General features: G+C 73.6%; 26 protein-coding genes. 9 read left to right on the forward strand and 17 right to left on the reverse strand.

Annotated features, from left to right (window positions below):
* Positions 1-21 precede the first annotated feature (21 nt).
* Positions 22-573, forward strand: a complete 552-nt coding sequence (gene ssuE / locus ACWEQO_RS28120; protein ID WP_361460999.1) for an NADPH-dependent FMN reductase — start codon at positions 22-24, stop codon at positions 571-573.
* Positions 574-607: 34 nt separating this feature from the next.
* Here the strand turns inward: ssuE and ACWEQO_RS28125 are convergent, their stop codons facing one another.
* The 3 genes from ACWEQO_RS28125 to ACWEQO_RS28135 all read right to left on the reverse strand — a co-directional run bounded on the left by ACWEQO_RS28125 (position 608) and on the right by ACWEQO_RS28135 (position 4,072).
* Positions 608-2,218 (reverse strand): serine/threonine-protein kinase, encoded by a 1,611-nt coding sequence (locus tag ACWEQO_RS28125; protein WP_361461001.1) that lies wholly within the window; start codon positions 2,216-2,218, stop codon positions 608-610.
* A gap of 120 nt (positions 2,219-2,338) precedes the next feature.
* A complete protein-coding gene (locus ACWEQO_RS28130; protein WP_452985708.1) occupies positions 2,339-3,298 on the reverse strand; it encodes a threonine/serine dehydratase in 960 nt (319 codons plus the stop codon).
* Between the two features lie 96 nt (positions 3,299-3,394).
* The gene (locus ACWEQO_RS28135) at positions 3,395-4,072 is read right to left on the reverse strand and encodes an AIM24 family protein (protein ID WP_452985709.1); all 678 of its coding nucleotides are present in this window, start codon (positions 4,070-4,072) and stop codon (positions 3,395-3,397) included.
* A 182-nt stretch (positions 4,073-4,254) separates the two neighbouring features.
* On the opposite strand from ACWEQO_RS28135, the gene ACWEQO_RS28140 reads away from it, so the two are divergent.
* Entirely contained in the window at positions 4,255-5,127 is an 873-nt protein-coding gene (locus ACWEQO_RS28140; protein WP_361461010.1) for a universal stress protein, read from the forward strand.
* Positions 5,128-5,413: 286 nt separating this feature from the next.
* Here the strand turns inward: ACWEQO_RS28140 and ACWEQO_RS28145 are convergent, their stop codons facing one another.
* Positions 5,414-6,208: an MBL fold metallo-hydrolase gene (locus ACWEQO_RS28145; protein WP_452985710.1), complete on the reverse strand. Its 795-nt coding sequence runs from the start codon at positions 6,206-6,208 to the stop codon at positions 5,414-5,416.
* Between the two features lie 278 nt (positions 6,209-6,486).
* On the opposite strand from ACWEQO_RS28145, the gene ACWEQO_RS28150 reads away from it, so the two are divergent.
* Together ACWEQO_RS28150 and ACWEQO_RS28155 are read left to right on the forward strand one after the other, a co-directional pair.
* Positions 6,487-7,146, forward strand: coding sequence for a TetR/AcrR family transcriptional regulator (locus ACWEQO_RS28150; protein ID WP_452985711.1), 660 nt, complete (start codon positions 6,487-6,489; stop codon positions 7,144-7,146).
* Between the two features lie 17 nt (positions 7,147-7,163).
* Entirely contained in the window at positions 7,164-8,846 is a 1,683-nt protein-coding gene (locus tag ACWEQO_RS28155) for an FAD-binding dehydrogenase (RefSeq protein ID WP_452985712.1), read from the forward strand.
* Positions 8,847-8,887: 41 nt separating this feature from the next.
* Here the strand turns inward: ACWEQO_RS28155 and ACWEQO_RS28160 are convergent, their stop codons facing one another.
* The 3 genes from ACWEQO_RS28160 to ACWEQO_RS28170 all read right to left on the reverse strand — a co-directional run bounded on the left by ACWEQO_RS28160 (position 8,888) and on the right by ACWEQO_RS28170 (position 10,604).
* Positions 8,888-9,238, reverse strand: a complete 351-nt coding sequence (locus tag ACWEQO_RS28160) for a DUF488 domain-containing protein (RefSeq protein ID WP_361461020.1) — start codon at positions 9,236-9,238, stop codon at positions 8,888-8,890.
* 105 nt (positions 9,239-9,343) lie between these two features.
* A complete protein-coding gene (locus tag ACWEQO_RS28165) occupies positions 9,344-9,589 on the reverse strand; it encodes a WhiB family transcriptional regulator (protein ID WP_361461023.1) in 246 nt (81 codons plus the stop codon).
* A 118-nt stretch (positions 9,590-9,707) separates the two neighbouring features.
* Positions 9,708-10,604 carry a LysR family transcriptional regulator ArgP gene (locus tag ACWEQO_RS28170; RefSeq protein ID WP_361461026.1) on the reverse strand — a complete coding sequence of 299 codons (897 nt, stop codon included), beginning with the start codon at positions 10,602-10,604 and terminating at the stop codon, positions 9,708-9,710.
* Positions 10,605-10,673: 69 nt separating this feature from the next.
* Here ACWEQO_RS28170 and ACWEQO_RS28175 point away from each other — a divergent pair, with 69 nt between their 5' ends.
* A complete protein-coding gene (locus tag ACWEQO_RS28175; protein ID WP_202280974.1) occupies positions 10,674-11,291 on the forward strand; it encodes a LysE/ArgO family amino acid transporter in 618 nt (205 codons plus the stop codon).
* A 77-nt stretch (positions 11,292-11,368) separates the two neighbouring features.
* Entirely contained in the window at positions 11,369-12,736 is a 1,368-nt protein-coding gene (locus ACWEQO_RS28180) for an MFS transporter (RefSeq protein ID WP_452985713.1), read from the forward strand.
* A gap of 58 nt (positions 12,737-12,794) precedes the next feature.
* On the opposite strand, the gene ACWEQO_RS28185 is transcribed toward ACWEQO_RS28180, so the two are convergent.
* Positions 12,795-13,250: a cyclic nucleotide-binding domain-containing protein gene (locus ACWEQO_RS28185; RefSeq protein WP_452985714.1), complete on the reverse strand. Its 456-nt coding sequence runs from the start codon at positions 13,248-13,250 to the stop codon at positions 12,795-12,797.
* A 270-nt stretch (positions 13,251-13,520) separates the two neighbouring features.
* On the reverse strand, positions 13,521-13,742 hold the full coding sequence (locus ACWEQO_RS28190) for a hypothetical protein (protein ID WP_452985715.1): 222 nt from the start codon (positions 13,740-13,742) through the stop codon (positions 13,521-13,523).
* A gap of 125 nt (positions 13,743-13,867) precedes the next feature.
* Between ACWEQO_RS28190 and ACWEQO_RS28195 the strand changes: the two genes are divergently transcribed.
* The 3 genes from ACWEQO_RS28195 to ACWEQO_RS28205 all read left to right on the forward strand — a co-directional run bounded on the left by ACWEQO_RS28195 (position 13,868) and on the right by ACWEQO_RS28205 (position 15,928).
* Entirely contained in the window at positions 13,868-14,317 is a 450-nt protein-coding gene (locus ACWEQO_RS28195) for an ATP-binding protein (protein WP_361461038.1), read from the forward strand.
* Positions 14,318-14,519: 202 nt separating this feature from the next.
* Positions 14,520-15,416 (forward strand): SigB/SigF/SigG family RNA polymerase sigma factor, encoded by an 897-nt coding sequence (locus ACWEQO_RS28200; protein WP_452985716.1) that lies wholly within the window; start codon positions 14,520-14,522, stop codon positions 15,414-15,416.
* Between the two features lie 83 nt (positions 15,417-15,499).
* Positions 15,500-15,928 (forward strand): hypothetical protein, encoded by a 429-nt coding sequence (locus tag ACWEQO_RS28205; RefSeq protein WP_361461043.1) that lies wholly within the window; start codon positions 15,500-15,502, stop codon positions 15,926-15,928.
* A gap of 61 nt (positions 15,929-15,989) precedes the next feature.
* Here the strand turns inward: ACWEQO_RS28205 and ACWEQO_RS28210 are convergent, their stop codons facing one another.
* From ACWEQO_RS28210 to ACWEQO_RS28245, 8 genes are all read right to left on the reverse strand, one after another.
* A complete protein-coding gene (locus ACWEQO_RS28210; RefSeq protein WP_452985721.1) occupies positions 15,990-18,230 on the reverse strand; it encodes an FUSC family protein in 2,241 nt (746 codons plus the stop codon).
* A 159-nt stretch (positions 18,231-18,389) separates the two neighbouring features.
* On the reverse strand, positions 18,390-19,763 hold the full coding sequence (locus ACWEQO_RS28215; protein WP_452985717.1) for an NAD(P)/FAD-dependent oxidoreductase: 1,374 nt from the start codon (positions 19,761-19,763) through the stop codon (positions 18,390-18,392).
* Between the two features lie 207 nt (positions 19,764-19,970).
* Positions 19,971-21,686, reverse strand: coding sequence for a PP2C family protein-serine/threonine phosphatase (locus ACWEQO_RS28220; RefSeq protein WP_361461049.1), 1,716 nt, complete (start codon positions 21,684-21,686; stop codon positions 19,971-19,973).
* Positions 21,683-22,765 carry an ATP-binding SpoIIE family protein phosphatase gene (locus ACWEQO_RS28225; RefSeq protein ID WP_361461052.1) on the reverse strand — a complete coding sequence of 361 codons (1,083 nt, stop codon included), beginning with the start codon at positions 22,763-22,765 and terminating at the stop codon, positions 21,683-21,685. Before ACWEQO_RS28225 ends, ACWEQO_RS28220 begins: the two co-directional genes overlap by 4 nt.
* Positions 22,765-23,157 carry an anti-sigma regulatory factor gene (locus ACWEQO_RS28230; RefSeq protein WP_361461081.1) on the reverse strand — a complete coding sequence of 131 codons (393 nt, stop codon included), beginning with the start codon at positions 23,155-23,157 and terminating at the stop codon, positions 22,765-22,767. The genes ACWEQO_RS28225 and ACWEQO_RS28230 overlap by 1 nt, the downstream gene beginning before the upstream one ends.
* A gap of 47 nt (positions 23,158-23,204) precedes the next feature.
* The gene (locus ACWEQO_RS28235; RefSeq protein WP_452985718.1) at positions 23,205-23,624 is read right to left on the reverse strand and encodes an STAS domain-containing protein; all 420 of its coding nucleotides are present in this window, start codon (positions 23,622-23,624) and stop codon (positions 23,205-23,207) included.
* Positions 23,621-24,520 (reverse strand): STAS domain-containing protein, encoded by a 900-nt coding sequence (locus ACWEQO_RS28240; protein WP_361461057.1) that lies wholly within the window; start codon positions 24,518-24,520, stop codon positions 23,621-23,623. Before ACWEQO_RS28240 ends, ACWEQO_RS28235 begins: the two co-directional genes overlap by 4 nt.
* A 99-nt stretch (positions 24,521-24,619) precedes the next feature.
* Complete coding sequence (locus ACWEQO_RS28245; protein WP_452985722.1) at positions 24,620-25,006, reverse strand: STAS domain-containing protein; 387 nt, start codon at positions 25,004-25,006, stop codon at positions 24,620-24,622.
* Positions 25,007-25,196 lie beyond the last annotated feature (190 nt).

Here is a 25,196-nt window from a genome sequence, read left to right on the forward strand (position 1 = left end):
GCACACCCGAAGGTGATCACCGTGGCCACCGTCCTGTCCGTCTCCGGCAGTCCCTCCGCCGCATCCCGCACCGCCCGCCTGCTGCGCCACCTGGACGCGCGACTGACCGACAGGGGACACGAGGTGATCCCGCTGGACGTACGCACCCTGCCCGCCGAGGCGCTGCTCGGCGGCGACTTCGGCCACCCCGCGGTCCGCGAGGCCACCGCCCTGTTCGAACGCGCCGACGGCGTCGTGATCGGCACCCCCGTCTACAAGGCCGCCTACTCCGGCCTGCTCAAGTGCCTGCTGGACCTGCTCCCGCAGTACGCCCTGGAGGGCCGGACCGTACTGCCGCTGGCCACCGGCGGCTCCACCGCCCATGTCCTGGCCGTCGACTACGCACTGCGCCCGGTCCTCGCCTCGATGGGCGCCGAGCACATCACCCCCGGCTGGTTCGTCCTCGACAAGCACCTGGCCACCGCCCCCGACGGCACCCTGGACATCGAAGCGGAGACCGCCCGCCACCTCGAGCGCGTCGTCGACGGCTTCGCCACCGCCCTCGAACGCAGTACCCTGCTGGCCGTCGGCTGACCGGGAGCGGGCACCTTCCCCCGCGGAGGGGACCCTAGGAGCCCGGCCGGAACGTGCGCAGGAACGTCCGCAGCGCCTCCTGGTTCTCCGCCCTCTCCCAGTCCGCGGCCGGAGTCGTCCAGCGCAGCGAGAAGCCGCGCCCGCCGCCCAGCAGGAAGCCGCGGCCGAAGGTGCGCACCCGGGAGCCGTCGGCCGCCGACAGCCACTCCATGTCGGCGGCCTCGCGCCCCTGGTACGTGGTCGCGCGGATCGCGCCGATCCGCTCGTAGGCGTCCGTCCGCTCCAGGGGCGGCTCCACGTCGTCCCGCCACACGGCCACCGGGTCCGGGCCGATCCGCTCGCTGTAGGTGACCGCGAGGGTGCGGGTGCTCCCGGCCACGCCGAAGGTGACGCGGTAGGCGAGGTCGGACATGCGGGAGGTGTCCAGCCGTTCGAAGTCCTCGGGGAGCGCGACGGAGAACCCCTCCGGCGCACGGTGGAGGCGGTAGCCGGCCGGAAGACCCGCCGTGCCCGAGGGGGCCGGGGCGGGCGCGGAGGAGGGCGGGGAGGCGTCCGGCTCGCCCGGCCCGCCGGGTTCGGCCGCCCCGGACGGGGCCGGGGGAGCCGGTGCGGGGGCCGAGGCAGACGGCGCGTCCGGCACGTCGGCGGCGGAGTCGGAGCCGGTTGTGGACAGCCCTCGGACCGCGGCGAGTACGACGGCCGCCACGACGACGACGGCCAGGGCCGTGCCGAGGACCCTCGTCCGTCCGCCCCACCCCCGGCCCACACTCCTGAGGGGGGCGGTAAGGGCGCCGCGCGGCCGGAGGCCCGGCACCGCGTCCAGAGCCGCGCCGGGGTCCTCGCCGAGAGCACCGGTGAGCGCCTCGCGGACCGCCTGCCGGGTCGGCCGCTCCCGCATGTCCTTGCGGAGCAGGTCCTGGACGACCTGGGTCAGGGGCCCCGCGCGCACGGGCGTGCGCAGCGGCAGTCGGTCCACCGCCTTCAGCGTGGACTCGGGCCGTCCCCGGTCGCGGAACGGGGGGCGCCCCTCGACCATCGTGTAGATGATCGCGCCCAGCGTCCACAGGTCCGCGGCGGGACCGACGTGCTCGTCGCGGGCCTGCTCGGGGGAGGCGTACGAGGGCGACGTGAGGCGGGGGACCGGGGTCGAGCCGCCCAGGCCGAACCCGGCGACCACGACCGGGCCGGTCTCCCGCACGAACACCTGGCCGGGGCTGAGTTCGCCGTGTGTCACGCCCGCCGCGTGCGCGGCATCCAGCACGTCGAGCAGCTCCAGCCCGATGCGCGCGGCCCGCACATGGCTGAACGGGCCTTCCTCGCCGAGGAGTTCGCCCAGCGGTGTGCCGTCGATCCAGGTGGTGACGGTCCACAGGAAGCCGGCCTCGTCGACGGCGTCGACGACGGTGGCGATCCGCCCGGGACACCACCGCGCCATGTCCTCGCTCGTGCGCAGGACACGGGAGGAGACGTGGTGCGCAAGCTCGGGGGGACCCTCCGGGAGCGCGATCTGCGTGACCAGACAGGGACGCCCCGTCTCGAGGTCGTCGGCGTACCAGCAGACGTGCCGGGGCTCGCTGTGGACGACCTCGACCAGCCGGTATCTCCCGGCGATCGACTGGTGTGTGAAGACGTGCGCCCTGCCCATGGCCATCCCTCGTCCGAGCCGCTGCTTCCGCCTTTGCCAGAAGTACGCGCGACCGGGCGCCTTTTGTTCAATTCGAAAGAAGGAGCGAGCGGATGCGGACCTCCGGGGCCCGACGGGGGCTCAGCACAGCCCGAAACGGGAGGCCCAGGCGGTCATGTCGCCGGGGGCCGCGTTGCCCCCGCACACCACCAGTCCGATCCGGGCCCCCTCACCGACCCGCTCCAGCACCCGGCGCGCCGCCGGCAGCAGACAGCCCGCGGCCGGCTCCGTCCACAGCTTGGCGTGGTCCGCGAGGTCCAGAGAGCCCTGCACGGCCTCCCGGTCCGGCACCACCAGCACCTCGGTGACCAGCGCCGACACATGCTCGTAGGTCAGCTGCGACACGGCCGGGGCACTGAGCGTGGAGACGATCGACGACAGCGCGACCGGCACCGGACCGCCCGCCGCGAGCGCCGCGGACATGGCCTGGGCGCCCTCCGTCTCCACGCCCCAGATCCGGACACCGGGCCGCCGGGCCCTGAGGGCCGCCGCCACACCGGCGATCAGCCCGCCGCCACCGATGCTCACCAGGACGTCGGTGAGGTCACCGGCGTCGTCGGCGAACTCCAGCCCCACGGTGCCCTGCCCGGCGATCACCACCGGGTCGTCGAAGGGATGGAGCAGGGTCAGCCCCTCCTGCTGAAGCCGTGTCATCAGCGCGAAGGCGCCGTCCATGTCGTCGGCCAGCCGCACCGACGCACCGGCCGTCTCCGCGACCTCGACCGCCCGCGCGGGGGCCGACCGGGGCATCACCACCGTGGCCTTGACGTCGAGCGCGGAGGCCATGACCGCGACGGCGATCCCGTGGTTGCCGCCACTCACGGCCACGACCCCGGCGGCCCGCTCCGCCTCGTCCAGCGACAGCAGCTTCGCCACCGCGCCGCGCGCCTTGAACGACCCGGTGCGCTGCAGCAGTTCCAGCTTCACCGTGACCGGGGCGCCGAGCAGTGCCGACAGCCCGGGGCTCGGCACCGTCGGCGTCCGCACCACGTGTCCGGCGATCCGCTCCGCCGCGGCCTCGATCTCCGGCATCCCGATCATGACAACCCCTTCCGGCGCGGGACGTGATCCGCGCCGTGACGAACCCTGACCCGGCCGGCCGCCGACGTCAACAGGGCTCCTCCGGCGGTACGTCCCTCAGTGCTGCTGCGGCTTCTGCGGCGTGGTCTCGCTGGGCCGCACGATGACGTACCCCTCGCCCTGCAGCATCAGCTGCACCGCCTCGCCCGAGCCGCCGCGCAGCATCGAACCGAACGACTGCGAACGGTGCAGGGAGGTCGCCAGGTTCGCCGTCCAGCCGACGATCGCGTCCGTGTCGACGTAGACCGGGTCCTGCGGCGACACCGGGAGGACCAGCGGATAGCCCTCGCAGACCAGGCCCAGCAGGCCGTGCCCGGTGAAGACGCTGTTGAACAGGCCGCCGCCGGTGATGCCGGCGCCCTTCACGGTCGAGATGCGGTACGACAGCGTGGAGTCGAAGCACAGGACGTTGCGGCCGTTGACGGTGAACTCGTCGCCCGGCTCGACCTGGACGATGAAGCAGTTCTGCGCCTCCTGCGCGAACCAGGCCTCGCCCCGCCCCCGCACCGCCATCAGCGGCAGCCCTTCGCCCGTCACCACGCGTTTGAGCATGCCGCCCACGCCCTGGCCCTTGCGCTCGAACTGGAGCCCGCCGCGGTAGGCGATCATCGAACCCTGCCGGGCGTGCATCTCGCCGTCGACGACGTACCGGATGCACGTGGCGTTCTCGACCGTCATGCCCGGGGCCGAGGCGGGCCGCACCATGTGCAGGCTGGAAAACAGATCACCCTTCATGGGGGCATCCTCACCCGGAGGGTCCGCCTCCGCCAAGATCCCGCCCGGAGCCGGACCTGGGGGCGCCGGCGCGTGCGTCAGCCCGGGGCACGGGCTGCTTCGGGCGGGACGCGAGGAGAGCAGGGGAGACGGGTTGGGGAAGACTGGGCAGCGCGTAGTGAACACGACACAGGAGGAACCGCATGACGCGCCCGATCACGGCAGGGGTCGACGGAACCGAGGAGAGCCTCGCCGGACTGGCCTGGGCGGCGAGGGAGGCGGTCCGCCGAGGACGGCCGCTGCGGGTGGTGCACGCCTGGCGCTTCCAGACACACGAGGGGATCGACGCCGGTGACGCCGCCACCCAGGGGCAGTGGGTGCGTGACGCGGTGGCCGAGTCGGTCCGCGGGATCACCGAACGCCACCCGGACCTCGCGGTGACCACCGACGTCCTGGAGGGGGACGCCGTACAGACCCTGGCCGGCGCCGCGGCGGACGCGGAGATGCTGGTGCTCGGCTCGCGCGGGCACGGGCGGATCATCGGCTTCCTGGTCGGCTCGGTCGGCCAGCAGGTGATCGTCGACGCCACCCGGCCGGTGGTCTTCGTGCGGGCCGGGGACCGGGCGTCCGGCGAGGTCGCCGGACGGGAGATCGTCGTCGGCCAGCAGGGCGACCCGGAGGACAGCGCCGCCGCGCTGGACCTCGCCTTCGAGACGGCCGCCGCGCGGGGCGCCACCGTGCGCGCCGTACGGGCCTGGACCCTGCCGCCGATGTTCGTCTACAGCCCCGAAGTGCTGCGCCAGATCGACGAGGCCGGGGGCCTGGAGCAGTACGAGCAGAAGGCGCTGGCCGCGGCCCTCGCGCCGTTCCGCGAGCGTCACCCGCACGTGCCCGTCGTCGAGCACGTGGAGATGGGCAGCGCCGGGCAGGTGCTGCTGTCGGTGGCCGGCACCGCCCAGCTGATGGTCGTCGGCCGTCGCGCGCGACGCACCGCCGTCGGCGCCCGGATCGGCTCGGTCGCCCACGGCGTCCTGCACCACGCCGACTGCCCGGTGGCGGTGGTGCCGCCGGCCTGACCCTGACCCTGACTCAGCCGGCCGGGGGCAGCGGCGCCTCCCGGGTCCGGGGCAGGACGTTCCCGAGGTGAGGTGATCTCCCGGCCGAAGCCGGCAGATCCCTGCCTGCCTTGCGGTGGCGGGCTCGACGCCTCGGGGACGCCTGGTGACCGCCCTGTGCCGCCGCGCCGGAGTCCATGGGACGAGGTCACGGGCGAGCGGCCCGGGGCGGCTTCGCCGCCCGCCGTGGGGCGGGCACATCGAAGATGCCGGGGCCCGGTGACCTGGGAGCCGATCCATGTGCGCGTCAGCGCCGGTGCGCGCGCTCCCGGGCCAGCAGCGCCGCGTTCCGCAGGGACCCCGCGTGGGCGGGACCGTGGCCGGGCAGCAGGAGGTCGCTCTCCAGCCCGGCCAGGATGTCCAGCGAGGCGAGGGCGGCGGCCCGCTCGTGGTGGAACATGTCGGGCAGCAGCTGCGGTCCGCTCGCCCGGGAGGTCGGGTGAGCGCTCACCAGGGCGTCGCCGGACACCACCGCCCCGCTCTCCGGGAGGTGGAAGGCGCAGTGCCCGTCGGTGTGGCCGGGCGTGTGCACGGGGACCGGCCGGCCGGGCAGGTCGAGCGGGCGGGGCGGAGCGGGCGCGTCGGACCGTGGTTCGGGCCGAGGTTCGGGCCGCGGGAACGGCTCGGGGGCGGTGACCGGCACGTGTGCCGTGCCGCCGGAGCGCAGCGCGTGCAGGGCCCAGGGCAGCACCCCCGGCCGCCAGGCGCTGCGCAGGATCTGCCCGACGGTCACCTGGTGCAGGAAGTCCCGGCGGACGTGCGGGACTTCGGCCTCATGGGCGTACACGGGGGTGCCGTAGACGGCCCGCAGGTACTCCGCGGAGCCCAGGTGGTCCGTGTGCGCATGGGTGATCAGGACGGCCGTGACCGCCTCCGGCGCGCTGCCCACCTGCGCGAGGGACGCGAGGAGCTGCTCGCGGTCACCGGGGTAGCCGGTGTCGATCAGGGTGACGGCGTCCCCCTCCCGGAGGATCACCCAGTTGGTGTTCGAGCCGTGCACCAGGTGGGTGCCGTCCGCCACGTGCCGCACATCCGCCCGCATGATCGCCCCGCGTTCTGCCGTCCCGGTGCCCCGGCCTCCTGCCCGAAGGGCACCAGCAAAGCAGATCAGGACACCGGCGGCCGGGACGGACCCGGCCGTGTCCGCGTCCGTCCGGCCTCCCCGCGGGTGTGGGGTCCGGTGTGGGGGAGCGGGGCAGGGGGCGACAGGCTTCCGGCGAGGCAGCGATGTTCACCCGGGCGCTCCGAATTCCGGCGGGACCCTTCTGGATACACCGGTGTATCGGATACGTTCGCGTATCGAACGGAGGAGGGGGCGGCATGACCGTGGACGGCGTGTCCGAAGCGGCGGTGACCGGGCGGCGGGTGACCGGACGCCGGGCCCGCACGCGCGCGAACCTCCTGAGGGCGGCGTTCTCCGTGTTCGCGGCCAAGGGCTTCGGGCACGTCTCGATCGAGGAGGTCTGCGAGGCCGCCGGCTACACCAGGGGAGCCTTCTACTCGAACTTCGCCGACCTGGACGAGCTCTTCTTCGCCCTGTACGCGGAGCGCGCCGAGCTCATCGCGGAGCAGGTCTCCTCGGCCCTCGCCCAAGGCGGCCCCGACCTCGACGTGCCCGCCGCCGTGGACCGCGTCACCGAGGTGCTGCTGCTCGACCGGGACTGGCTGCTGGTGAAGACCGACTTCCTGGTGCACGCCGCCCGCGACCCCGAGGTCTCCCGCAGCCTGCTGGAACACCGCGCGCGGCTGCGCCGGGCCGTCGCGGACCGGCTGGCGCGGGCCCGCGGCCACACCGAACCGCCCGCGGTCCTCGGCACCGCCGAGGACGCCGCGCACGCCGTGGTGGCCGCCTACGACGGGGTCACCGTCCAACTGCTGCTGGACCGGGACGTCGCGGGCGCCCGCGCCTGGCTGAAACAACTGCTGACCGCGCTGCTCACCGAGGGCAGCACCGAACCGGCCGCGCACCGACGCGGATGAGGAAGGGACTTCTCGCCATGGATGCCGACGTCATCGTCGTCGGAGCGGGCCTCGCGGGCCTGGTCGCGGCCCACGAACTGACCAGCCGGGGCCGCAGGGTCGCCCTCGTCGACCAGGAGAACGCCGCCAACCTCGGCGGGCAGGCCTTCTGGTCCTTCGGCGGGCTGTTCCTCGTCGGTTCCCCGGAGCAGCGGCGTCTGGGCATCAAGGACTCCTTCGAGCTCGCCTGGAGCGACTGGCAGGGCAGCGCGGGATTCGACCGGCTCCAGGACGACCAGGACGAGGACTCCTGGGCGGTGCGCTGGGCCCGTGCCTACGTCGAGTGGGCGGCCGGGGAGAAGCGGTCCTGGCTGGACGGGCACGGCATCTCGTTCCTGCCCACCGTCGGCTGGGCCGAGCGCGGCGACCTCCGCGCGGACGGCCACGGCAACACCGTGCCCCGCTTCCACATCGCCTGGGGCACCGGCACCGGCGTCGTCGAACCCTTCGTACGCCACGCCCGGCAGGCCGCGCGCGACGGGCTGCTCACCTTCCACCACCGCCACCGGGTCGACGAACTGGTGGTCCAGGACGGCACCGCGCGCGGAGTGCGGGGCGCCCTGCTGGCCCGGGACGACGCACCGCGCGGTGTCGCCTCCAGCCGGGAGGCGATCGGCGACTTCGAACTCACCGCCCAGGCCGTGATCGTCACCAGCGGCGGCATAGGCGCCGACCACGACATCGTCCGCCGCCACTGGCCCGAGCGGCTCGGTACCCCGCCCCGGAAGATGGTCACCGGAGTCCCGGCCCACGTGGACGGACGGATGCTCGACATCAGCGCCCGCGCGGGCGCGCGCCTGGTCAACCGGGACCGCATGTGGCACTACACCGAGGGCATACGGAACTGGGACCCGATCTGGCCCGGCCACGGCATCCGCATCCTGCCCGGACCGTCCTCGATGTGGTTCGACGCCCTCGGCCGCCGGCTGCCCGAGCCCTGCCTGCCCGGGTACGACACCCTGGGCACGCTCGAACACCTGCGCACCACCGAGGACATCGCCGACCACGACCACTCCTGGTTCATCCTCACCCAGAAGATCATCGAGAAGGAGTTCGCGCTGTCGGGCTCCGAACAGAACCCCGACATCACCGCCAGGGACCGGGCCGGGTTCCTGCGCGAACGCGTGCTCGGCAAGGGCGCCCCCGGCCCGGTCGACGCGTTCCTGCGCCGGGGCGCGGACTTCGTGACCGCCCCGACCCTGGAGCGACTCGTCGAGAAGATGAACGCCCTCACCGACAAGCCCCTGCTCGACGCGGCCGTCGTCCGCCGCCAGATCGAGGCCCGCGACCTGCAGATCGCCAACCCCTACGCCAAGGACGCCCAGGTGCAGGGCATCCGCAACGCCCGCCGCTACATCGGCGACCGCCTCGGCCGGGTGGCCGCCCCGCACCGCATCCTCGACCCCGCGGCCGGCCCGCTGATCGGCGTCAAGCTGCACATCCTGACCCGCAAGACCCTCGGCGGCATCCAGACCGACCTCGACTCCCGCGCGCTGGACGGCGCGGGGCAGCCGATCGAGGGGCTGTACGCGGCGGGCGAGGTCGCGGGCTTCGGCGGCGGCGGAGTCCACGGCTACAACGCCCTGGAGGGCACCTTCCTCGGCGGCTGCCTCTTCTCGGGGCGCGCGGCGGGACGGGCGGCGGCGCGGCAGACGGCGTAGCCGGCGCGGCAGGGAGGCCGGAGGACGGGGGGCAGGGCGCGTCAGTCGTCGAGGAGGCGGGCCAGCACCTCGGCGTGGCTGGTCGCCGGCTCCCTGGCCGCGGTCAGCAGGGTCACCTGCCCCTTGGTCGCCAAATCCCGTACACGGTCCAAGAGTTCGGCTGCCTCGGGGGTGGCGAGCTCTGCCTCGTAGCGTCCGCGGAACTCCTCGTACGGCCGCTCGCCCGTGTGGTACCAGCGGCGCAGTTCGGTCGACGGGGTCAGCCCCTTGGGCCATTCGTCCACGCGTGCCATGTCCTTCGCCAGGCCGCGCGGCCACAACCGGTCGACCAGGACACGGACACCGTCGTCCGGCTCAGGCGGTTCGTAGACACGGCGCACGCGCACGCTCATGGTCGGCCCCTTCCCGTGGTCTCCCGCGAGACTAACGCCGTCCTCCGGACCGGGCACGGCGAACAGGACGAGGGGCGGTCGGGCCGGAACAAGGGCCCGCCCGCCTCAGGCGCGCCGCGCCTTCAGGCGGCGTTTCAGCGCATGCCGCTCCGTCTCGCTCATGCCGCCCCACACCCCGAGGGACTGGCCCGAGTCCATGGCCCAGTCGAGACACTGCTCCCGGACGGGACAGCGTCGGCACACCGCCTTCGCCCGTTCCGTCTGGAGAAGGGCCGGGCCGGAGGTGCCGATCGGGAAGAAGAGATCGGGATCCTCGTTCCGGCAGGCCGCGCGGGTCCGCCAGTCGTCCATGGGAAACCACCTGTGATCGGAATGGATACGCACCCTTCGGGTGCCCTGTCCCGTTACGGGTCACCTGTCGGAGCGCGATGAAACAGCCGCGTCGGCGCCGGACGGGTGTGACGCCCCCTCAACTCCGCAGCGCCGTCGCGGCGGTTGCCGCCACCGACTCGGCCACCGCCGCCAGGGCGGGGGAGTCCAGCTTCCACTGCTGCCAGTACAGGGGCGCTTCGGTCACGTGGTCCGGGGCGAAGACGACGAGCCGGCCGGCCCGCAACAGGGGCTCGGCCTGCGTCTCGGGCACCATGCCCCAGCCCAGGCCCGCGGCGACCGCCTCGGCGAACCCCTCCGAGGTCGGAACGAGGTGCCGGCTCGGGCTCGCCCCGGTGCGGCCGCGGGTGAGCCGGCGCACGAAGGCGTCCTGGAAGTCGTCCCGCCGGTCGAAGGTCACCACGGGGGCCCGCGGCAGCGTCTCCTCCAGCGGCACCGTGAGGTACCGCGCGGCGAACTCCGGTCGGGCCGCGGGGAGATAGCGCATCCGCCCCAGGAGCCGCACGGAACAGCCCGGTACCGCCTCCGGAGACGAGGTCACCGCGGCCATCACCGTTCCCTCGCGCAGCAGGGCCGCGGTGTGGGACTCGTCCTCGCGGCGCAACTCGAAGAAGAGGCGCGGCTCGTCCGGCACCCGGGTGAGGGCCCCGAGGAACCAGGTCGCCAGGGAGTCCGCGTTCACCGCCACCGACACCCGGGTCGGCTCCCCGCCGGAGCCCAGCCCCAGCTCCGCGTACGCGTCCCGCTCCAGCCGGGCCACCTGGCGGGCGAGCCGCACCAGCACCTCTCCCGACTCGGTGGGCCGCACCGGCCTCGTGCGCAGCAGCAGTACCCGTCCGGTGCGCTGCTCCAGCGCCTTCACCCGCTGGCTGACCGCGGAGGGCGTCACGTGCAGGGCCGCCGCGGCCGCGTCGAACGTGCCCTCGTCCACCACGGCGAGCAGGGTCCGCACCTGGTCGAGCGGAAGGTCGTCCATCACATCGGCTAAGGGTACGTAAGAAACATTAGCTGTACTACGCCAGGCGGTGCCTCTAGCGTCCTCGGCATGAACAGCGCCCTGACCACGGCCGCCGCCGGATTCGGCACCGGCCTCTCCCTGATCGTCGCCATCGGCGCCCAGAACGCCTTCGTCCTGCGCCAGGGCGTCCGCCGGGAGGCGGTCCTCGCCGTCGTCGGCATCTGCGCGGTGTCCGACGCGGCCCTCATCGCCCTGGGCGTCGGCGGGGTCGGCGCGCTGGTCGTGGCATGGCCCGGCGCGCTGACGGCGGTCGGCTGGATCGGCGGCCTGTTCCTGCTCGGCTACGGCCTGCTGGCCGCGCGCCGGGTGGTCCGGCCGGGCGAGGCCGGGCTGCGGGCGGAGGGCGAGGCGGTGCGTTCGCGCCGTCGTGCCGTGCTCACCTGCCTGGCGATGACCTGGCTCAACCCGCACGTCTACCTGGACACGGTGTTCCTGCTGGGGTCGGTCGCCGCCGACCACGGGCCGCTGCGCTGGACGTTCGGCCTCGGCGCCGTGCTGGCCAGCCTCTGCTGGTTCGCCGCCCTCGGCTTCGGGGCCAGGCTGCTGAGCCGTTTCCTGGCCCGGCCCACCGCCTGGCGGATCCTGGACGGCCTGGTCGCGACCACCATGATCGTCCTCGGCGGCACGCTCATCGCCGGCAGCTGACACGGGGGACGGGCGCCGTCACCGGTCCTGCCATAGTGAAACCCGGCAAAAAGATGTAGTCACCAACCGGGACGGTCGTGGACACCAGCGAGAGCAGCACCGAACCCCAGGCCGAGGAGCCCGCGCCCAAGAGGGCCGTGCCGGGTCCGTCAGGCCCGTCGCGTACGTCAGGCCCGTCGCGTACGACAGGCCCTTCCGGACGGCCCCGGCCGCGTGGCCTGCGCCGGTGGGCCATGGACACCCGCCCCCTGCGCCGCCCGGCCTACCGCCGGCTGTGGGCGTCCACCGCCGTCACGGCGGTCGGCAGCCAGCTCACCGCCGTGGCCGTGCCCAAGCAGATCTACGACATCACCGGCTCCTCCGCCTGGGTCGGCGCCGCGAGCCTGGCGGGTCTGCTGCCGCTGATCGTGTTCGCCCTGTGGGGCGGCGCGATCGCCGACGCCATGGACCGCCGCAAACTCCTGCTGATCACCAACACGGGGATCGCCGCCACCTCGGTCCTGTTCTGGGCGCAGGCCGTCACCGGGCTGGAATCCGTCGCCGTGCTCATGGTCCTGCTCGCGGTGCAGCAGGCGTTCTGGGGACTGAACGCCCCGGCCCGCAGCGCCTCCATCGCCCGCCTGGTCCCCGAGGAGGAGCTGCCCGCCGCCAACGCCCTGGGCTCCACCGTCATGCAGACCGGCCAGATCGCCGGACCGCTGCTCGCGGGTGCGCTCATCCCGGTCGTCGGGCTGGCGGAGCTCTATCTGATCGACGCGCTGGCGCTGTGCGTCACGGTGTGGGCGGTCCACCGGCTGCCCGCCCTGCCGCCGCTCGACGCGACGGTGGCGCGGCGCGCGGGCCTCCGGGAGATCCTGGACGGATTCCGCTACATCTCCGGGCATGCGGTGCTGCTGCTGTCGTTCGTGGCGGACATCGTCGCCATGGTCCTCGGCATGCCCCGGGCCCTGTTCCCGCAGCTCGCCGCCGAGACCTACGCGCCCTACGGCGAGGGGTTCGCGCTGGGGCTGCTGTTCGCCGCCATCCCGATCGGCGCGGTGGCGGGCGGACTGCTCTCCGGCACGTTCTCCCGGGCCCGCCGGCACGGCTGGATGGTCATCGGCTCCGTGGTGGTGTGGGGCGTCGCCGTCACGGGGTTCGGGCTCAGCGACAGCCTCTGGATCGCCGTGGCCTTCCTCGCCCTCGCCGGGATCGCGGACATGGTCTCGATGGTCTTCCGCGGGGCGATCCTGCTCTCCGCAGCGACCGACGAGATGCGCGGCCGGATGCAGGGCGTCTTCACCGTCGTCGTCGCGGGCGGCCCCCGGCTCGCCGACGTCCTGCACGGCACGGCCGGGTCCGCCTTCGGCCCCCGTACGGCGGTGGCGGGCGGCGGGCTCCTGGTCGTCGTGGTGATGCTCGCCCTGGCCGCCGCGGTGCCGGCGCTGCGCCGCTACCGCGTGTGAGGCGCGGCCGGGCCGTACGAGGTGCCGGGGCCGTACGAGGCCCCGGGGCCGTACCGGGTCACAGCACGTGGTGCCCGCGCGTGGTGTGCGGCTCCATCAACCGGGTCCGCGTCGCCTCCAGCCGGTGCGCGAGGATCTCGGCGACGCAGCGCACCAGCGTCAGCCCGAGCGCCGGGTCCTCCTCGCACAGCCGGAGCACGGCCGCCGCGTCGAACTCGTAGGCGCGGACCGGACTGAACGCCTCGGCGCCGAAGTCCCACCGGTGGGGCGGGAAGAGCCAGGACCAGCCCAGCAGGTCGCCCGAGCCGAGGGTGGCGACCGTCACCTTGCGCAGGTCGTTCACCCGCTGGTCCAGGGAGACCGCACCGGAACGGACGACCCAGAAACGGTCGGCGACGCCCCCGGCCTCGAAGATCCGGGTGTCCTCCGCGAAGGACACCTCCCGCGCGAGCGCCATCAGACGTTGACGCTGCGGTGGGGGGAGGGCCGTCAGGAGTTTGATCGCGTTGGTCATGAAGCAGGGCTCCTTGCCGGGCATTCGGTACCGGTGCCTACGTCCATTGGAGCCGCTGCCGCCGTCCGGGGCATGTCGGCAGATAAAAGCCCTGGCTGGACGGGGGAAGCCAGCCAGGGCGGTAAAAGGTGGTGGAGGGAGGACGGGCGTCGACTCCGTCACCACTTATGAGTGAACGATAAACCATCTGTGCGAATATGTGCCGCCGGAATCAGGGCACGTGACCTGTTTCACTTCCGCCGACCCGGGAACAGCCCCGGAGCCGACCGGTCAGCCCCGCACATCGGACTTGCCCGGAGTCAGGATCTCGTCCAGCACCCGCAGTACGGCCTCGTACGCCAGCCTGTGCATGTCGGCGGTGCCCTTCTCCGCGGGATCGGCCCGTTCGAGTTCGGCGCTCCTCGTCCGCCACAGCCGTTCCTCGTGGGCCGCGCGAGCCCGCGCCCGCTGGATCCGCCGTACCAGTTCGTCCGAGTCCACCACACCGGTCATGACCTCCGCCTACCCCGTTGCGCCGCAGGAATGGCAGGCGTCCGGAAAAAGGTCGGAAGGTTTGTCGGTGCCGGGGCAGGTGAGCCGAAAGAGACGACATTCCTCATCGAACAGGGAGCCGAACGATGTGCGAGGAGCGCACGACCGGAACCGACACCGTCCCGCCCGGCACTCACCGCGCCGACACGCGGCGACCGTACCGGCCGCGGCCGGCCGAGGCGCGCCGTGCCGTGTGGCAGGCGGTGTGCGAGCGCTGCCGCGCCACGCACACCCCGTGCGACGCCGAGGCCCTCGCGGACGCGCTGCTCGTCACCTCCGAACTCACCACCAACGCGATCCTGCACGGCGGCGGCATCACCGACTTCCAGGTCGACGTCACCGGTCCCGGAGTGCGCGTCTCGGTGAGCGACCGCAGCGCGGAACTGCCCGTCGCGCGGCCGACGACCGACCGGCAGGGACGCTCCACGCCGGGCGGCCGGGGCTGGCCCATCGTCTGCCGGCTGTGCCGCGACGTGCGGGTGGCCGACCTGCCCACGGGCGGCAAGTGCATCACCGCCGTGGTCCCCCTGCCCTGAAGGCCCGCCGAGTCCGCCCGGCGGATTGTTCCGGGAAGCGGAGTTTGCGCCCCCGGCGGGAGGGCAGTCGGAGGGTCGTGCTTCGGACCGGAGGCGCGCCAGCGGGAGCGACACGGCTGCTGAGGAATTCCCTCCGGACGTCCCCGCAGCGGCCGTCCCGCGGTAGACCACCCTGAAATCCACTGTTCGGGAGCGAAATCGCATGCTCATAGACACGCCCACCGACCGCCCCGACCCCGCCGCCACGACCACCACCAGCCAGGATCCTGCCGCCACCGCGCCGGAGGCCGCCCCCGCGGCCCGCGACGCGCGCAGGCGCCACGAGGACGCTCCGGACACCGCGGCCCTGTTCACCCGGCTGGCCTCCCTGGAGGATGGCCCCGAGCGGGAGGCCGTCCGCGACGAACTCGTCACCGCGTGGCTGCCCATGGCCCACCGCATCGCCGGCCGCTTCCGCGACCGCGGCGAATCCGTCGAGGACCTGCGCCAGGTGGCCGCCCTCGGACTGGTCAAGGCGGTGGACCGCTTCGACCCGGCCCGCGGAGCCTTCGAGAGCTACGCCGTCCCCACCATCACCGGCGAGGTCAAGCGGCACTTCCGGGACCGGATGTGGGCCCTGCGGGTGCCCCGCCGGGTGCAGGAACTGCGCAACAAGGTACGGATCGCCCGGCGGGACCTCGCCCAGACGCCCGGCAGCCCCGAGCCCTCGCCCGCCGCCCTGGCCGAGCACACGGGGCTGACCGAGGAAGAGGTCGGGGCCGGGCTGGAGGCGCTGGAGAGCTTCAGCACCCTGTCACTGGACGCGGAGATGTCGCCCGACGACGACGGCTACAGCCTGGCCGACACCCTGGGCGCCTCGGACGCGGCCTACGACGTCGTGGTCGACCGCGAGTCCGCCAAGGAAGGACTGCGCCGCCTGCCCGAGCGCGAGCGCACCATCCTGTACATGCGCTTCTTCGAGGACATGACCCAGAGCCGCATAGCAGACCAGCTGGGGATCTCCCAGATGCACGTCTCCCGGCTCATCAGCCGCAGCTGCGCCCGCGTGCGCGCCGACGCGATGGGCAGGCGGACGGCCACCCACCGGGGCCACGCCTGAGCGCCGTACCGCCGCCGGCCGTGCCATCGCCAGTCCTCAGTCGCCAGTCGTACGAGCGACCGCAAGAAGGGAACACGGTGCAGATGAGTGAATCCGAGATCCCGCCGGACGGCCGACCCGTGGACGTCTACCTCGACCTGCTGCGCATCCGGATGGACACCGAGGACTACCGCCTGCTGCTCCGTGTGGTGGAGCCGGTGCTCCGGGCGATCGAGGAACACCGCCTGTCCGGTCTCGACGTCGCCCTGGACGGAGGGGACGACGAACTGCCCCAGGAGGTCCGCGACGAGGCCGCCCTCGTCATCGCCACAGCCGTCACCGGCCGCATGGACAACGAGGTGGTGGAGCTGGACGTCGACGAGAGCGGACCGGTGCGCGTGGTCACCGACGCGGCCACGGCCGCCGACCCGTCCCGGCTCGACGAGATCGCCGACTACATCAGGGAACGGCACCGGCAGAACGACGAACTGCGCGGCATCGCCGAGGCCAGCGGCCTGCCCACCGACTTCTGAGCGGACCTGCCCGCCGGAGCGCACGAGGCCGCGGGCCCGCCCGCCCGCCGCGAAAGGCCCGTCACCGCTCGCGCGTCGCCAGCGGTACGCCCAGCGGGCGCGCGAGACCCACTACCGCTTCGTCCAACCGCTCCAGATGCCGCAGCACCCGGCCGGTGATCCGGCCGTAGCGCAGGGCGCCGTCCCCACCGGAACCGCCCAGCAACGAGGCGAAGCTCGGCCCCGTCTCGATCCGGCCCGCACCGTCCTCGCCCGCGACCCGGGCCGCGATCACCGCGATGTTGCGCACCGTGCGCCCCGTCGCCCCGCGCAGCCGTGGATCCGCCGCGATCGAGGGGTGGGCCTGCAGCAGTTCGGCCGTCGCCGCCAGCGAGCGGGCATGGTACGCACAGGTCTCCAGGAGCGCCACGACGTACCGCGCGGTGTCCCGCCGGCCCCGCAGCGGAGTGACCGGATGGGTGAGCGGCTGGGTGGCGGAGCGCAGATCGCCCAGCGCCTGGTCCAGCTCCCGCGCCCGGTCCAGCAGATCGACGGCGGGTCCGCCGCTGAGCTGGTCGACGGCGGCCTCGGTGACCTCGGTGAGCCGCTCCAGCACGGTGCCCAGCAGCTCGTTCGTGCGCCGGTCCGTGCGCACCGGCAGGACCAGGGCCGCGGCGACCACCCCGCAGGCCGCACCCAGCGCGGTCTCCTCCACGCGCAGCACCAGCACCTCCCAGCTGTAGGTGTGCAACAGCGTGTACAGCAGCCCCACCATCGCCGTCACGAAGAACGACATCAGCGTGTACGAGAGCGGCGCCGTGTAGGACATCGCGAAGATCAGCACCAGGATCAGGCCGAACGTCGGCCAGGTGTGCCCGCCCACCACCGTGGCCAGCGCGATGCCGGCGACCACGCCGAGGACGGTGCCCAGCAGCCGCCGGTAGCCCTTGACCAGGATCTCGCCCGTCGACGAGGTGTTGATGAAGACGATCCAGCACGTCAGGACCGCCCAGTACCAGCGCTCGGCGGACAGCAGCTCACCGCCGACGATGGCCAGTGACGAACCCACGGTGACCTGTACGGCGGCTCGGGTGGTGGGCCGTCGCAGCCCCGTCTCCTCCTCGGCCGTCCGGTCCTTCCCGGCGTCGATGGAGGCGTCCTCGGCGTCCAGCTCCTCCCGGGAGCGGGCCGCGGCGGGAGTGTCGTCCGACTCGTCCTGCGGGCCGCCCAGGGCGATCCGCAGGCCCATCACCGAGCGGGCCGACTCGCCGACGGCCCGGAACACGTCCTGGAGGGCCGGGGAACACGACGGCAGGTTCTCCTCGTCCCGGTAGGCGAGCAGGCGGTTGCGCACGGCGGTGACCGCCGTCCCCGGCGCCTCGGGCCCGGCGAGCAGGACCAGCGTACGCAGCGCGAGCAGATCGCGGCGCAGTGCGGAGGCGGCCTCGTCCGGTGCCGCCCGGCCCGCCTCGGGAGCGGGAGCGCCCGGAAGGTGCAGGGTCAGCGTGTCCGCGCGTTCGGCGCTGCGGGCGGACAGCAGCAGCAGGCCCAGCCGCTCGGCGGCGATCTCGGCGTCCGCGATCCGGCGCTGCACCAGCCGCGCCGACGACTCGTCGGGGGCCCCCTGCTCCAACCGCGTCTGGATCATCAGGGCCGTCTCGTGCAGCCGGGCAGTACCCGCGCGGACGTCCTCCAGCGCCTTGTCGACCTCGTCCGGCGCGGCGTCGAGCAGCGCCAGCTGCGCCGTCACGAGCTGCGCCAGCCGGGCCCGGAAGGCATCCCTGAGCCGTGCGAGGAGCCCGGCCGGGGTCACGGGGACGACGGCGAACCGCATGACGGCACTGCACACGAACGCGGCGGCCAGGGCGGCCCACATCCCCGGCAGCTCCCCGGGGGAGGCACCGGTGAACAGGGACACGAAGTAGACCTGGAAACCGATCAGCCCCAGGGCGGTCCCGCGGTCGCCGAACCGGCGGGCGTACACCGCGCAGAAGATGAGGACGGTGAAGAAGACGTCACCGACGAGCCGCTCGCCCAGTACCGCGCCGAGCGACACCGCCACGAGCGCCACCGGCAGGCCGAGGGCGAGGGTGACGGCCTGGGCGCCGCGCTGCTTCTCCCGGATGGCGAAGGTGGCGACCGTCGCGGTCATCGCACCCGCCACCAGCTGGGTGACGCCCGCCCCCACGAGGGCGAGCACGGCCAGCGTCAGCGCGATGGCGCCCACCGTCCGCAGTCCGGCCGTCAGCCGCAGCAGCCCGGGATCCGACGCCGCCAGGCGCTCCCGCAGCCGTGTCCGCACCGAGTGTCCCGCCGCCTTCACGCCGCCGCACACGCTCCCGTCGCTCGCGTTGATCAAAATGCCAGCATGGCATGAGCCCGGGCGGCACCCGCCGAAGACCCCCACCTGCAGGAGCACCGGGACGGCGGGGCCACCGGGACGGCGGGGCGCCGAACGGGCGGGACGGCCGCGGGAGCGGGATCACCGCACCCGCCGGCCCGCCTCCTCCACGTGCGCCCGCACCTGCTCGGGCGTCAGATAGGCGTGCGTGTACTCGAAGTCCCCCAGCTTGGCGCGCTGGCGGGACTGGAAGCCGGTACGCACGAAATCGTTCCCGGCGATCGAGTTGAGCAGCCAGTTCGTCATGACCCGCGTCTTGGCGACGTTGGTGCGCAGCGCCGCCCAGTGGTACCCGCGGGCCGCCACCTGGGCGGGCAGGCCGCGCAGTTCCACACCGAGCGGCTTGGACACGGCGTCGGTGCCGCCCAGGTCCACGACCAGCCCGAGGTCCTTGTGGTGGTACGGCCGCAACGGCCGGCCGGTCAGCGCCGCGATGATGTTGTCGGCGACCTGCCTGCCCTGCCGCAGGGCGTGCTGCGCGGTCGGCGGGCACACCGCGCCCTCGCCCCGGGCGAGGTCGGGCACCGCGGCGGAGTCACCGAGGGCGAACACCCCGTCGTGGCCGGGCAGGCACATGTCCGCGTTGACCGCGAGCCGTCCTCGGACCGTCTCCGCGTCGAGCGTGGCGATCAGCGGGCTGGCGACGACGCCGGCCGTCCAGATGAGGGTGTGGGTGGGGATCACCCGGCCGTCGGTGAAGGTGACCTCCTCGGGGCCCGCCTTCGCGATGGAGACACCGAGCGAGATCTCGATGCCGCGCCGGGTGAGGATCTCCTGCGCGCTGCGCCCGAGCTTCTCGCCCAGCTCGGGCATGAGCTTCGGCGCGATGTCGATCAGGTGCCACTTGATCAGGCCCGGGTCCAGACGCGGGTAGCGCTCGACGGCGGCGTGGGTCAGCAGCTGCAGACAGGCGGCGGTCTCGGTGCCCGCGTAGCCGCCGCCGACCACCACGAACTGCAGCCGCGCGGCCCGTTCGGCCGGGTCCTCGCTGGCGTCGGCGAGGTCGAGCTGGGAGATCACGTGGTCGCGGATGTAGGCGGCCTCGGCCAGTGTCTTCATGCCGTAGGCGTGATCGGTGAGCCCGGGGATGTCGAAGGTGCGGGTGACACTGCCGGGGGCCAGCACGATGTAGTCGTAGGGTTCGGCGACGGTCCGGCCCGTGATCATGCGTATGACACAGACCTTGGACCTCAGGTCCACTCCGATGGCCCCGCCCGGGATGATCCGGGTCCGGTACTTCGTGCTGCGGCGCAGGGAGAGGGCGACCGACTGCGGTGTGAGCACACCGGAGGCGACCTGGGGGAGCAGCGGCATGTAGAGCTGATAGGAGGTCGGTGTCACGAGGGCGATGTCCGCCGCCCACGGGGAGAGCTTCCGCTCCAGCCTGCGAACGCACGCCACGCCGGCGAAGCCTCCGCCCACCACCAGGATCCTGGGTCGTGTCACGGTGTTCATCCCTTTCTGTGGCCTCGCGCGGTCCGCCTCGAACGACGACGCCCTCCGTGTTCCCCGGGAACGCCGTCCCGCACCTCCTCGACCGCAGCGCGCCACGCGTCACACCGGCCCCGGAGCGGCCGGCACGCGAGGACCTTCAGCACCACGATGCCCGCACCGGCGGCGGAACGCACCGGGAAGCCCGTGGCACGTGCGGGCGGCGGGGACTCAGCCGTGCAGGTGGCAGAGGAGCAGGCAGACGTCGTCGTCGCGCTCGGAATCGCTGAGCATCGGCTGCAGCAGACGGTCCGCCGAGCCCTCCAGGTCCGTGTCCAGCTCCGCGGGGAGGAACGAGCCGAGCGCCGCCGTGAGCCGCTCGATGCCCGGATCGATGCCCTGGGCGCGCCGCTCGACCAGCCCGTCCGTGTAGAGCGCCAGCGTCGAACCCGGCGCCACCTGTTCGGTGTGGTCGGTGATCTTCTGCTCCAGCGGGATCCCGAGCATCGCGCCCGGCTTGGCCTCCAGGGTGCGCACCCGCCCGTCGGGCAGCCGCAGTACCGGCGGCGGATGCCCCGCGGCGGCCCACGTCATGGTGGAACCGTCCGGGTGGAAACGGGCGATGACGGCCGTGGCGTACAGATGCGGCTGGAGCTGGTGCAGGAACCTGTGCAGCCGGGTCAGCAGCCGGCCCGGACTGCCGACGTCGACGGCGTAGGCGCGCAGCGCGGTGCGCAACTGGCCCATCATGACCGCCGCGTGCAGCCCGTGCCCGGTCACGTCGCCGATGACCGTGATCAGGCTCCCGTCCGACCGGTGGAAGGCGTCGTACCAGTCGCCGCCGATGTTCATGCCGTGCGTGGCCGGCAGATACCGGGCGGCCAGGCTCAGCCCCGGGGCCGTGGGCAGTTCGGTGAGCAGGGCGCGCTGCAGTGTTTCGGCGATGTCCCGGTTGTGCTCGAAGCGGCGGGCGTTGCCGAGGGCGATGCCGGCCCTGCGGGCGAGCTCGAGCAGCATCACCGCGTCGTCCGGATCCCAGCGCTCACCGGGCGGCGACAGGGTGAGTACGCCCAGGGGCGCCTGGCGCGTCAGCAGCGGCACGCACAGCAGCGGTCTGCCGGGATCGAGCAGGGAGGGCGGCCGGTCGTCCACGCCGCGCAGCCCACCGGGGTGGTCGGCGGCGTACTGCGGCCGACCGGTGCGGGCCGCGCGCACCGCGGCGGCCGGACGGGTCGGGGGGTGGTGCGGGTCGTCGTCCTCCTCGAACAGCCAGACGTCGACCCGGGCCGCGTACCGCGGCACCAGCAGTTCGGGCAGCCGGCGCACGATCTCGCCGTGGTTCAGCGAGGCATTGAGCACCGCGCTGGCGTCCGCCAGGAAGGTCAGCCTGCGGCGGGCGTTCTCCGCCTCGTTGCGCGCCCGGTGCTCGGCGGCGAACGCCTCCCGCTGGGCACGCCCCGCCGCGTCCAGCTCGGCGTGCAGGGCCAGGACGCCCTGGTTGGTCTGGTGCAGCTCCTCCCGGTGGAAGGCGACCAGCGCCTCCTGCTCGGCGAGCCGGTCCAGCACCTGAGCCGTGTCCTCGTCGGCGCTCAGCAGCGCCTGCGCCAGATCGGCCGGATCGTCCGGCACCGTGCCTCCGGCATCCGGTCGGCCCGCCTCCGGGCAGGGGACCGTCACCTCCCAGGGAGTCTCCCCGGCGGCACTCGCGTCCGGCGGGGGGAACAGCACGACGTGCAGCACGCGCTCCTCGTCGTCCGGGCCGGGCGTGCCCGCGGTGAGCCGCCAGGTGCCGCCCTTGACCAGGCACTGCCGCAGCCGGGTGCCGAACGCCGCCGCCAGCCGGGCCCGCTCTACGGCGGGCACCCCGTGGCGGGCGGCCAGCCGCGCCAGCGAGACCCGCGCGCGTGCCGCGTCGGTCACGCTGCTGATCTGCCATACGCGCGTCATGGCCGGCCCGGTGGTACGGAGGTCAGGACGGCCACCGCGGTGTCGTCCCGCACGGGGCGGGCGGCGCTGCCCGCGTCGCGGATCGTCACCGCGGCCGTCACGGCCGGGTCGGCCGCCGTGAGACCGGGGTCCGACGGCGGGGTCCAGGAGCTGGGCAGACCGTCGGTGTGCAGGATGAGCACACTCTCGGCGGACCACGCGAGATCGTCCTCGCGCACGGTGCCGGGCCGGTGGTGGCCGACGATGCCGGGCCGGGAGAGCAGGGCACGCCACCGGTCGTCCTCGCGCAGCCGGGCCCCGATGTTGCCGATCCCCGCGAACCGCAGCCGCCCGGTGCGGGCGTCGAGCTGGGCCACCACGACGGCCGCACCCCGGGTGGCGCCCAGCTCCTCGTGCAGCCGGCGCAGTGCCTCGGCGGGGGCGAGATGGGGCCTGCGGCGCACCGCCTCCACCGCGGCGGTGGAGGCGCGTGCCGCCTCGGGGCCGTGGCCCAGCCCGTCGGCCAGCATCAGGGTGTGCCGGTCCCCGGACCTGACCCAGACCCAGGCGTCCCCCGAGTGGTCGGCCCTGGCGTAGGGGACGTTGATCCCGCCGGCCCGGATCACGGGCGTCGGCGGCCCGCCGTCGGCGTGCGGGCCGCCGGCGCCGTGCGACGGCGGGGCGCCGCCACCGACACGGGCCACCGCGACCGTGCCCCGGCCGAGCGCGCTGTGCAGAGCGAACTCGTCCGAGAGCCGTCGGCAGGTGCCGAGGCCCGCTCCCAGTGAGCGGGTCGTGCTGAACCCGTCCCGCAGCGCCTCGGCCACATCGGCGATGCCCGGCCCGTGGTCGACCGCGGCGATCTGCACGGCCGACGCCCGGTCGCCCTCGCGGAGCACGGACGGCTGCACGACGTCGATGAGCACCTCACCGTCCCGCGCGTGCTTGAGGAGATTGGTGGCGAGCTCCGTCGCGACCAGCGACACCGCGGCGGTGCTCCGCTCGTCGAGACCGGCCAGGGCCGCCGCTTCCTCGGCCGCGACCCGGACGTCCCGCACCCGGGTGGAGTCCCGCACCGGCACATCCCAGAGCCGTGGCATCAGTTCTCCTCCCGCGCGCGGGGCGGCCGGTTCACCCACGAGGTCACCCGCACCGTGGTTCCCGATCCCACTGTGCTCTCGACCTCGAACTCGTGCACCAGGCGCCGGGCGCCGCCCAGCCCCATCCCCAGCCCGTCGCCGGAGGTGTAGCCGTCGCTGAGCGCCCGGTCGAGGTCGGGGATGCCCGGCCCGGAGTCGGTGAACGTCAGCCGCAGCCCGCCGCCGAACCCGGCGGACACCCGGGAGGCGGTCATCTCCCCGCCCCCGCCGTGCACCAGGGTGTTGCGGGCCAGCTCGCTGGCGGCGGTGACCAGCTTCGTCTGGTCCACCAGCCCGAAGCCGAGCAGGGCGGCGGCCTGCCGCACATGCTGGCGCACCCACACCAGGTCCATCTCCGACCGGATGGGCAAGCGGGCCTCGACCTCCGAAGCGGCGGGCGTCACCGGTGCTCCCGGTGCTTGCCACCGGCACGGGACGGTACGACGGGCTGCTCGAGCAGCGCCATCGCCGCCTCGGTGTCGAGCGCGGTACGCAGCCCCGGCAGCGTCAGTCCCAGCTCCACCAGGGTGATGGCGACCGCCGGCCGCATTCCGGCCAGGACGGTCCGCGCGGCCAGCAGCGACGACTGCGCCGCGATCTCGGCGAGCACCCGCCCCAGGAAGGAGTCGACGATCTCCACGCCGGAGATGTCGATCACCACCCCCGTGACCCCGCTGCTCACGATGGTCTCCGACAGGTCCTGCTGGAGCTGCTGGGCCGTGCTGTCGTGCAGGTCGCCCTGGAGAGTCACCAGAAGCACGCCGCCGAGCCTCAGCACCGGCACATGTCCCGCGACCGGGCGGGAGAACGCCTCGCTCACCGGCGGCCCGCACTGCCGGCCGTCGTGCTCACGACGTCGACGCCCAGCTCGTGCAGGCAGTAGCCCAGCGCGTCGGCGAGGCTCGCCCGGGTGAGTACCGAGCCGAGGTCGAGACCCAGGTGGACCATGGTCTGCGCGATCGCCGGACGAATACCGGAGACGATGCACTCCGCGCCCATCAGCCGGGCCGCCGCGACCGTCTTCATCAGATGCTGCGCCACCAGCGAGTCGACCGTCGGCACCCCGGTGATGTCGAGGATCGCGAACCGGGCGTGCTGGTCGACCACCGCGTTCAGCAGCGTCTCCATCACGACCTGGCTGCGGGCGCTGTCGAGCGTCCCGATCAGCGGGACCGCGACGATCCCGTCCCAGAGCTTGATGACCGGCGTCGCCACCTCCAGCAGCTGCAGACGCTGCCGGTCGATGAGCTCCTGCCCCTCGCTCAGAGCCGTCTGCATGGCCACCACGCGCAGGGTGCCCATGAGCACGCTCAGCGTGGTCGCGCACTCCCGCAGCTCCTCGGACGGGGCCTGGGCCAGGTCGGCGGCGAGGAGGTTCTCGACCGGCGGCCACAGGGCGGCCAGCTCGTTCGACACCTGCGTGGCGGACAGCCCCGCGCGGCTGCGGGCCGCGGTCATCCGGGCCAGCTGCTCGCGGACACCGGTGAACCCGGCGGCGTCGGAGTCCTCGACCCGCTGGGCGTCGGCGACCTGGGCCAGGGCGTCGACGACCGCCTTGCCGGCCTCCACCGCCTCGTCGCGCGAGAGGGTGAACACCGCACGGAACAAGGGCTCGTCCGCCCACCGCTGGGCGATCTGCTCACGCCGCCGCCGCAGGAAGTCCCTGACCTCGAGCGTCGGCGTCCCGAGTGGTTCGCCCGCTTCGTGCTCAGGCACCTGTGTCTCCTCATCGTCGTTGCCGCACCGAGCCGGTGAAGGATCCGAGACGGTGCTGTGACCTTGCCGGGCGACCACTCTAACGACGCCCCGAGCCTCTCAGGAACCGGGCTCCCGCGGTGCGCCGGACAGGGAGTCGACGCGCTCCAGCGCCTCCTCGGCGCTCTCGGACAACGGGACCGTGATGCTCACCCCGGTCAGGTCCAGGACGCGGCGCACCGCGGGGGGAGGGGAGATGATGTGCACGCTCCCCGGCAGATCACGGGCCTCCTGATAGACCCGCAGGACGATGTTCATGCCGGACGAGTCCATGAAGGGGACCGCCGACAGGTCCAGCAGGAAGTGCCGGCGCCCGTGATGGAACTGGTTGGCCAGGTGGTGCTGGAACTCCTTCGCGGTGTCGGCGTCCAGGTATCCCCGAACCGTCAGCAGGACGGCGTCCTCCCGGGGCACGGTCACCTCGACGGACAGCGGGTTCGGAACCATCGACACGAATTGCCTCCCAGATTTCCGGACGGACCGGCGACCGGATGCGGCCGCACACGCGGCCGCCTACCCCCGCATCGCCGTGGCATGCGGTGCCCCGCACCCCGGCCGGCCGCCGCCCGGGGCCGGTTTTGGGGCGGCGCCCGCCGAATGCACCGGCTCCAGCCGGGTAGTTGGCTGCTGTGGAGAC

Source organism: Streptomyces sp. NPDC004051 (assembly GCF_053604275.1).

Coding starts and splice junctions, on each gene's coding strand:
- ACWEQO_RS28175 (WP_202280974.1), top strand. CDS start 10,674: ATGAACAGCGCCCTGACCACGGCCGCCGCCGGATTCGGCACCGGCCTC.
- ACWEQO_RS28245 (WP_452985722.1), bottom strand. CDS start 25,006: ATGGTTCCGAACCCGCTGTCCGTCGAGGTGACCGTGCCCCGGGAGGAC.
- ACWEQO_RS28215 (WP_452985717.1), bottom strand. CDS start 19,763: ATGAACACCGTGACACGACCCAGGATCCTGGTGGTGGGCGGAGGCTTC.
- ACWEQO_RS28205 (WP_361461043.1), top strand. CDS start 15,500: ATGAGTGAATCCGAGATCCCGCCGGACGGCCGACCCGTGGACGTCTAC.
- ACWEQO_RS28165 (WP_361461023.1), bottom strand. CDS start 9,589: ATGGACGACTGGCGGACCCGCGCGGCCTGCCGGAACGAGGATCCCGAT.
- ACWEQO_RS28225 (WP_361461052.1), bottom strand. CDS start 22,765: ATGCCACGGCTCTGGGATGTGCCGGTGCGGGACTCCACCCGGGTGCGG.
- ACWEQO_RS28185 (WP_452985714.1), bottom strand. CDS start 13,250: ATGACCAACGCGATCAAACTCCTGACGGCCCTCCCCCCACCGCAGCGT.
- ACWEQO_RS28135 (WP_452985709.1), bottom strand. CDS start 4,072: ATGAAGGGTGATCTGTTTTCCAGCCTGCACATGGTGCGGCCCGCCTCG.
- ACWEQO_RS28190 (WP_452985715.1), bottom strand. CDS start 13,742: ATGACCGGTGTGGTGGACTCGGACGAACTGGTACGGCGGATCCAGCGG.
- ACWEQO_RS28140 (WP_361461010.1), top strand. CDS start 4,255: ATGACGCGCCCGATCACGGCAGGGGTCGACGGAACCGAGGAGAGCCTC.
- ACWEQO_RS28155 (WP_452985712.1), top strand. CDS start 7,164: ATGGATGCCGACGTCATCGTCGTCGGAGCGGGCCTCGCGGGCCTGGTC.
- ACWEQO_RS28200 (WP_452985716.1), top strand. CDS start 14,520: ATGCTCATAGACACGCCCACCGACCGCCCCGACCCCGCCGCCACGACC.
- ACWEQO_RS28145 (WP_452985710.1), bottom strand. CDS start 6,208: ATGCGGGCGGATGTGCGGCACGTGGCGGACGGCACCCACCTGGTGCAC.
- ACWEQO_RS28130 (WP_452985708.1), bottom strand. CDS start 3,298: ATGATCGGGATGCCGGAGATCGAGGCCGCGGCGGAGCGGATCGCCGGA.
- ACWEQO_RS28195 (WP_361461038.1), top strand. CDS start 13,868: ATGTGCGAGGAGCGCACGACCGGAACCGACACCGTCCCGCCCGGCACT.
- ACWEQO_RS28160 (WP_361461020.1), bottom strand. CDS start 9,238: ATGAGCGTGCGCGTGCGCCGTGTCTACGAACCGCCTGAGCCGGACGAC.
- ACWEQO_RS28230 (WP_361461081.1), bottom strand. CDS start 23,157: ATGGACCTGGTGTGGGTGCGCCAGCATGTGCGGCAGGCCGCCGCCCTG.
- ACWEQO_RS28170 (WP_361461026.1), bottom strand. CDS start 10,604: ATGGACGACCTTCCGCTCGACCAGGTGCGGACCCTGCTCGCCGTGGTG.
- ACWEQO_RS28150 (WP_452985711.1), top strand. CDS start 6,487: ATGACCGTGGACGGCGTGTCCGAAGCGGCGGTGACCGGGCGGCGGGTG.
- ACWEQO_RS28220 (WP_361461049.1), bottom strand. CDS start 21,686: ATGACGCGCGTATGGCAGATCAGCAGCGTGACCGACGCGGCACGCGCG.
- ACWEQO_RS28125 (WP_361461001.1), bottom strand. CDS start 2,218: ATGGGCAGGGCGCACGTCTTCACACACCAGTCGATCGCCGGGAGATAC.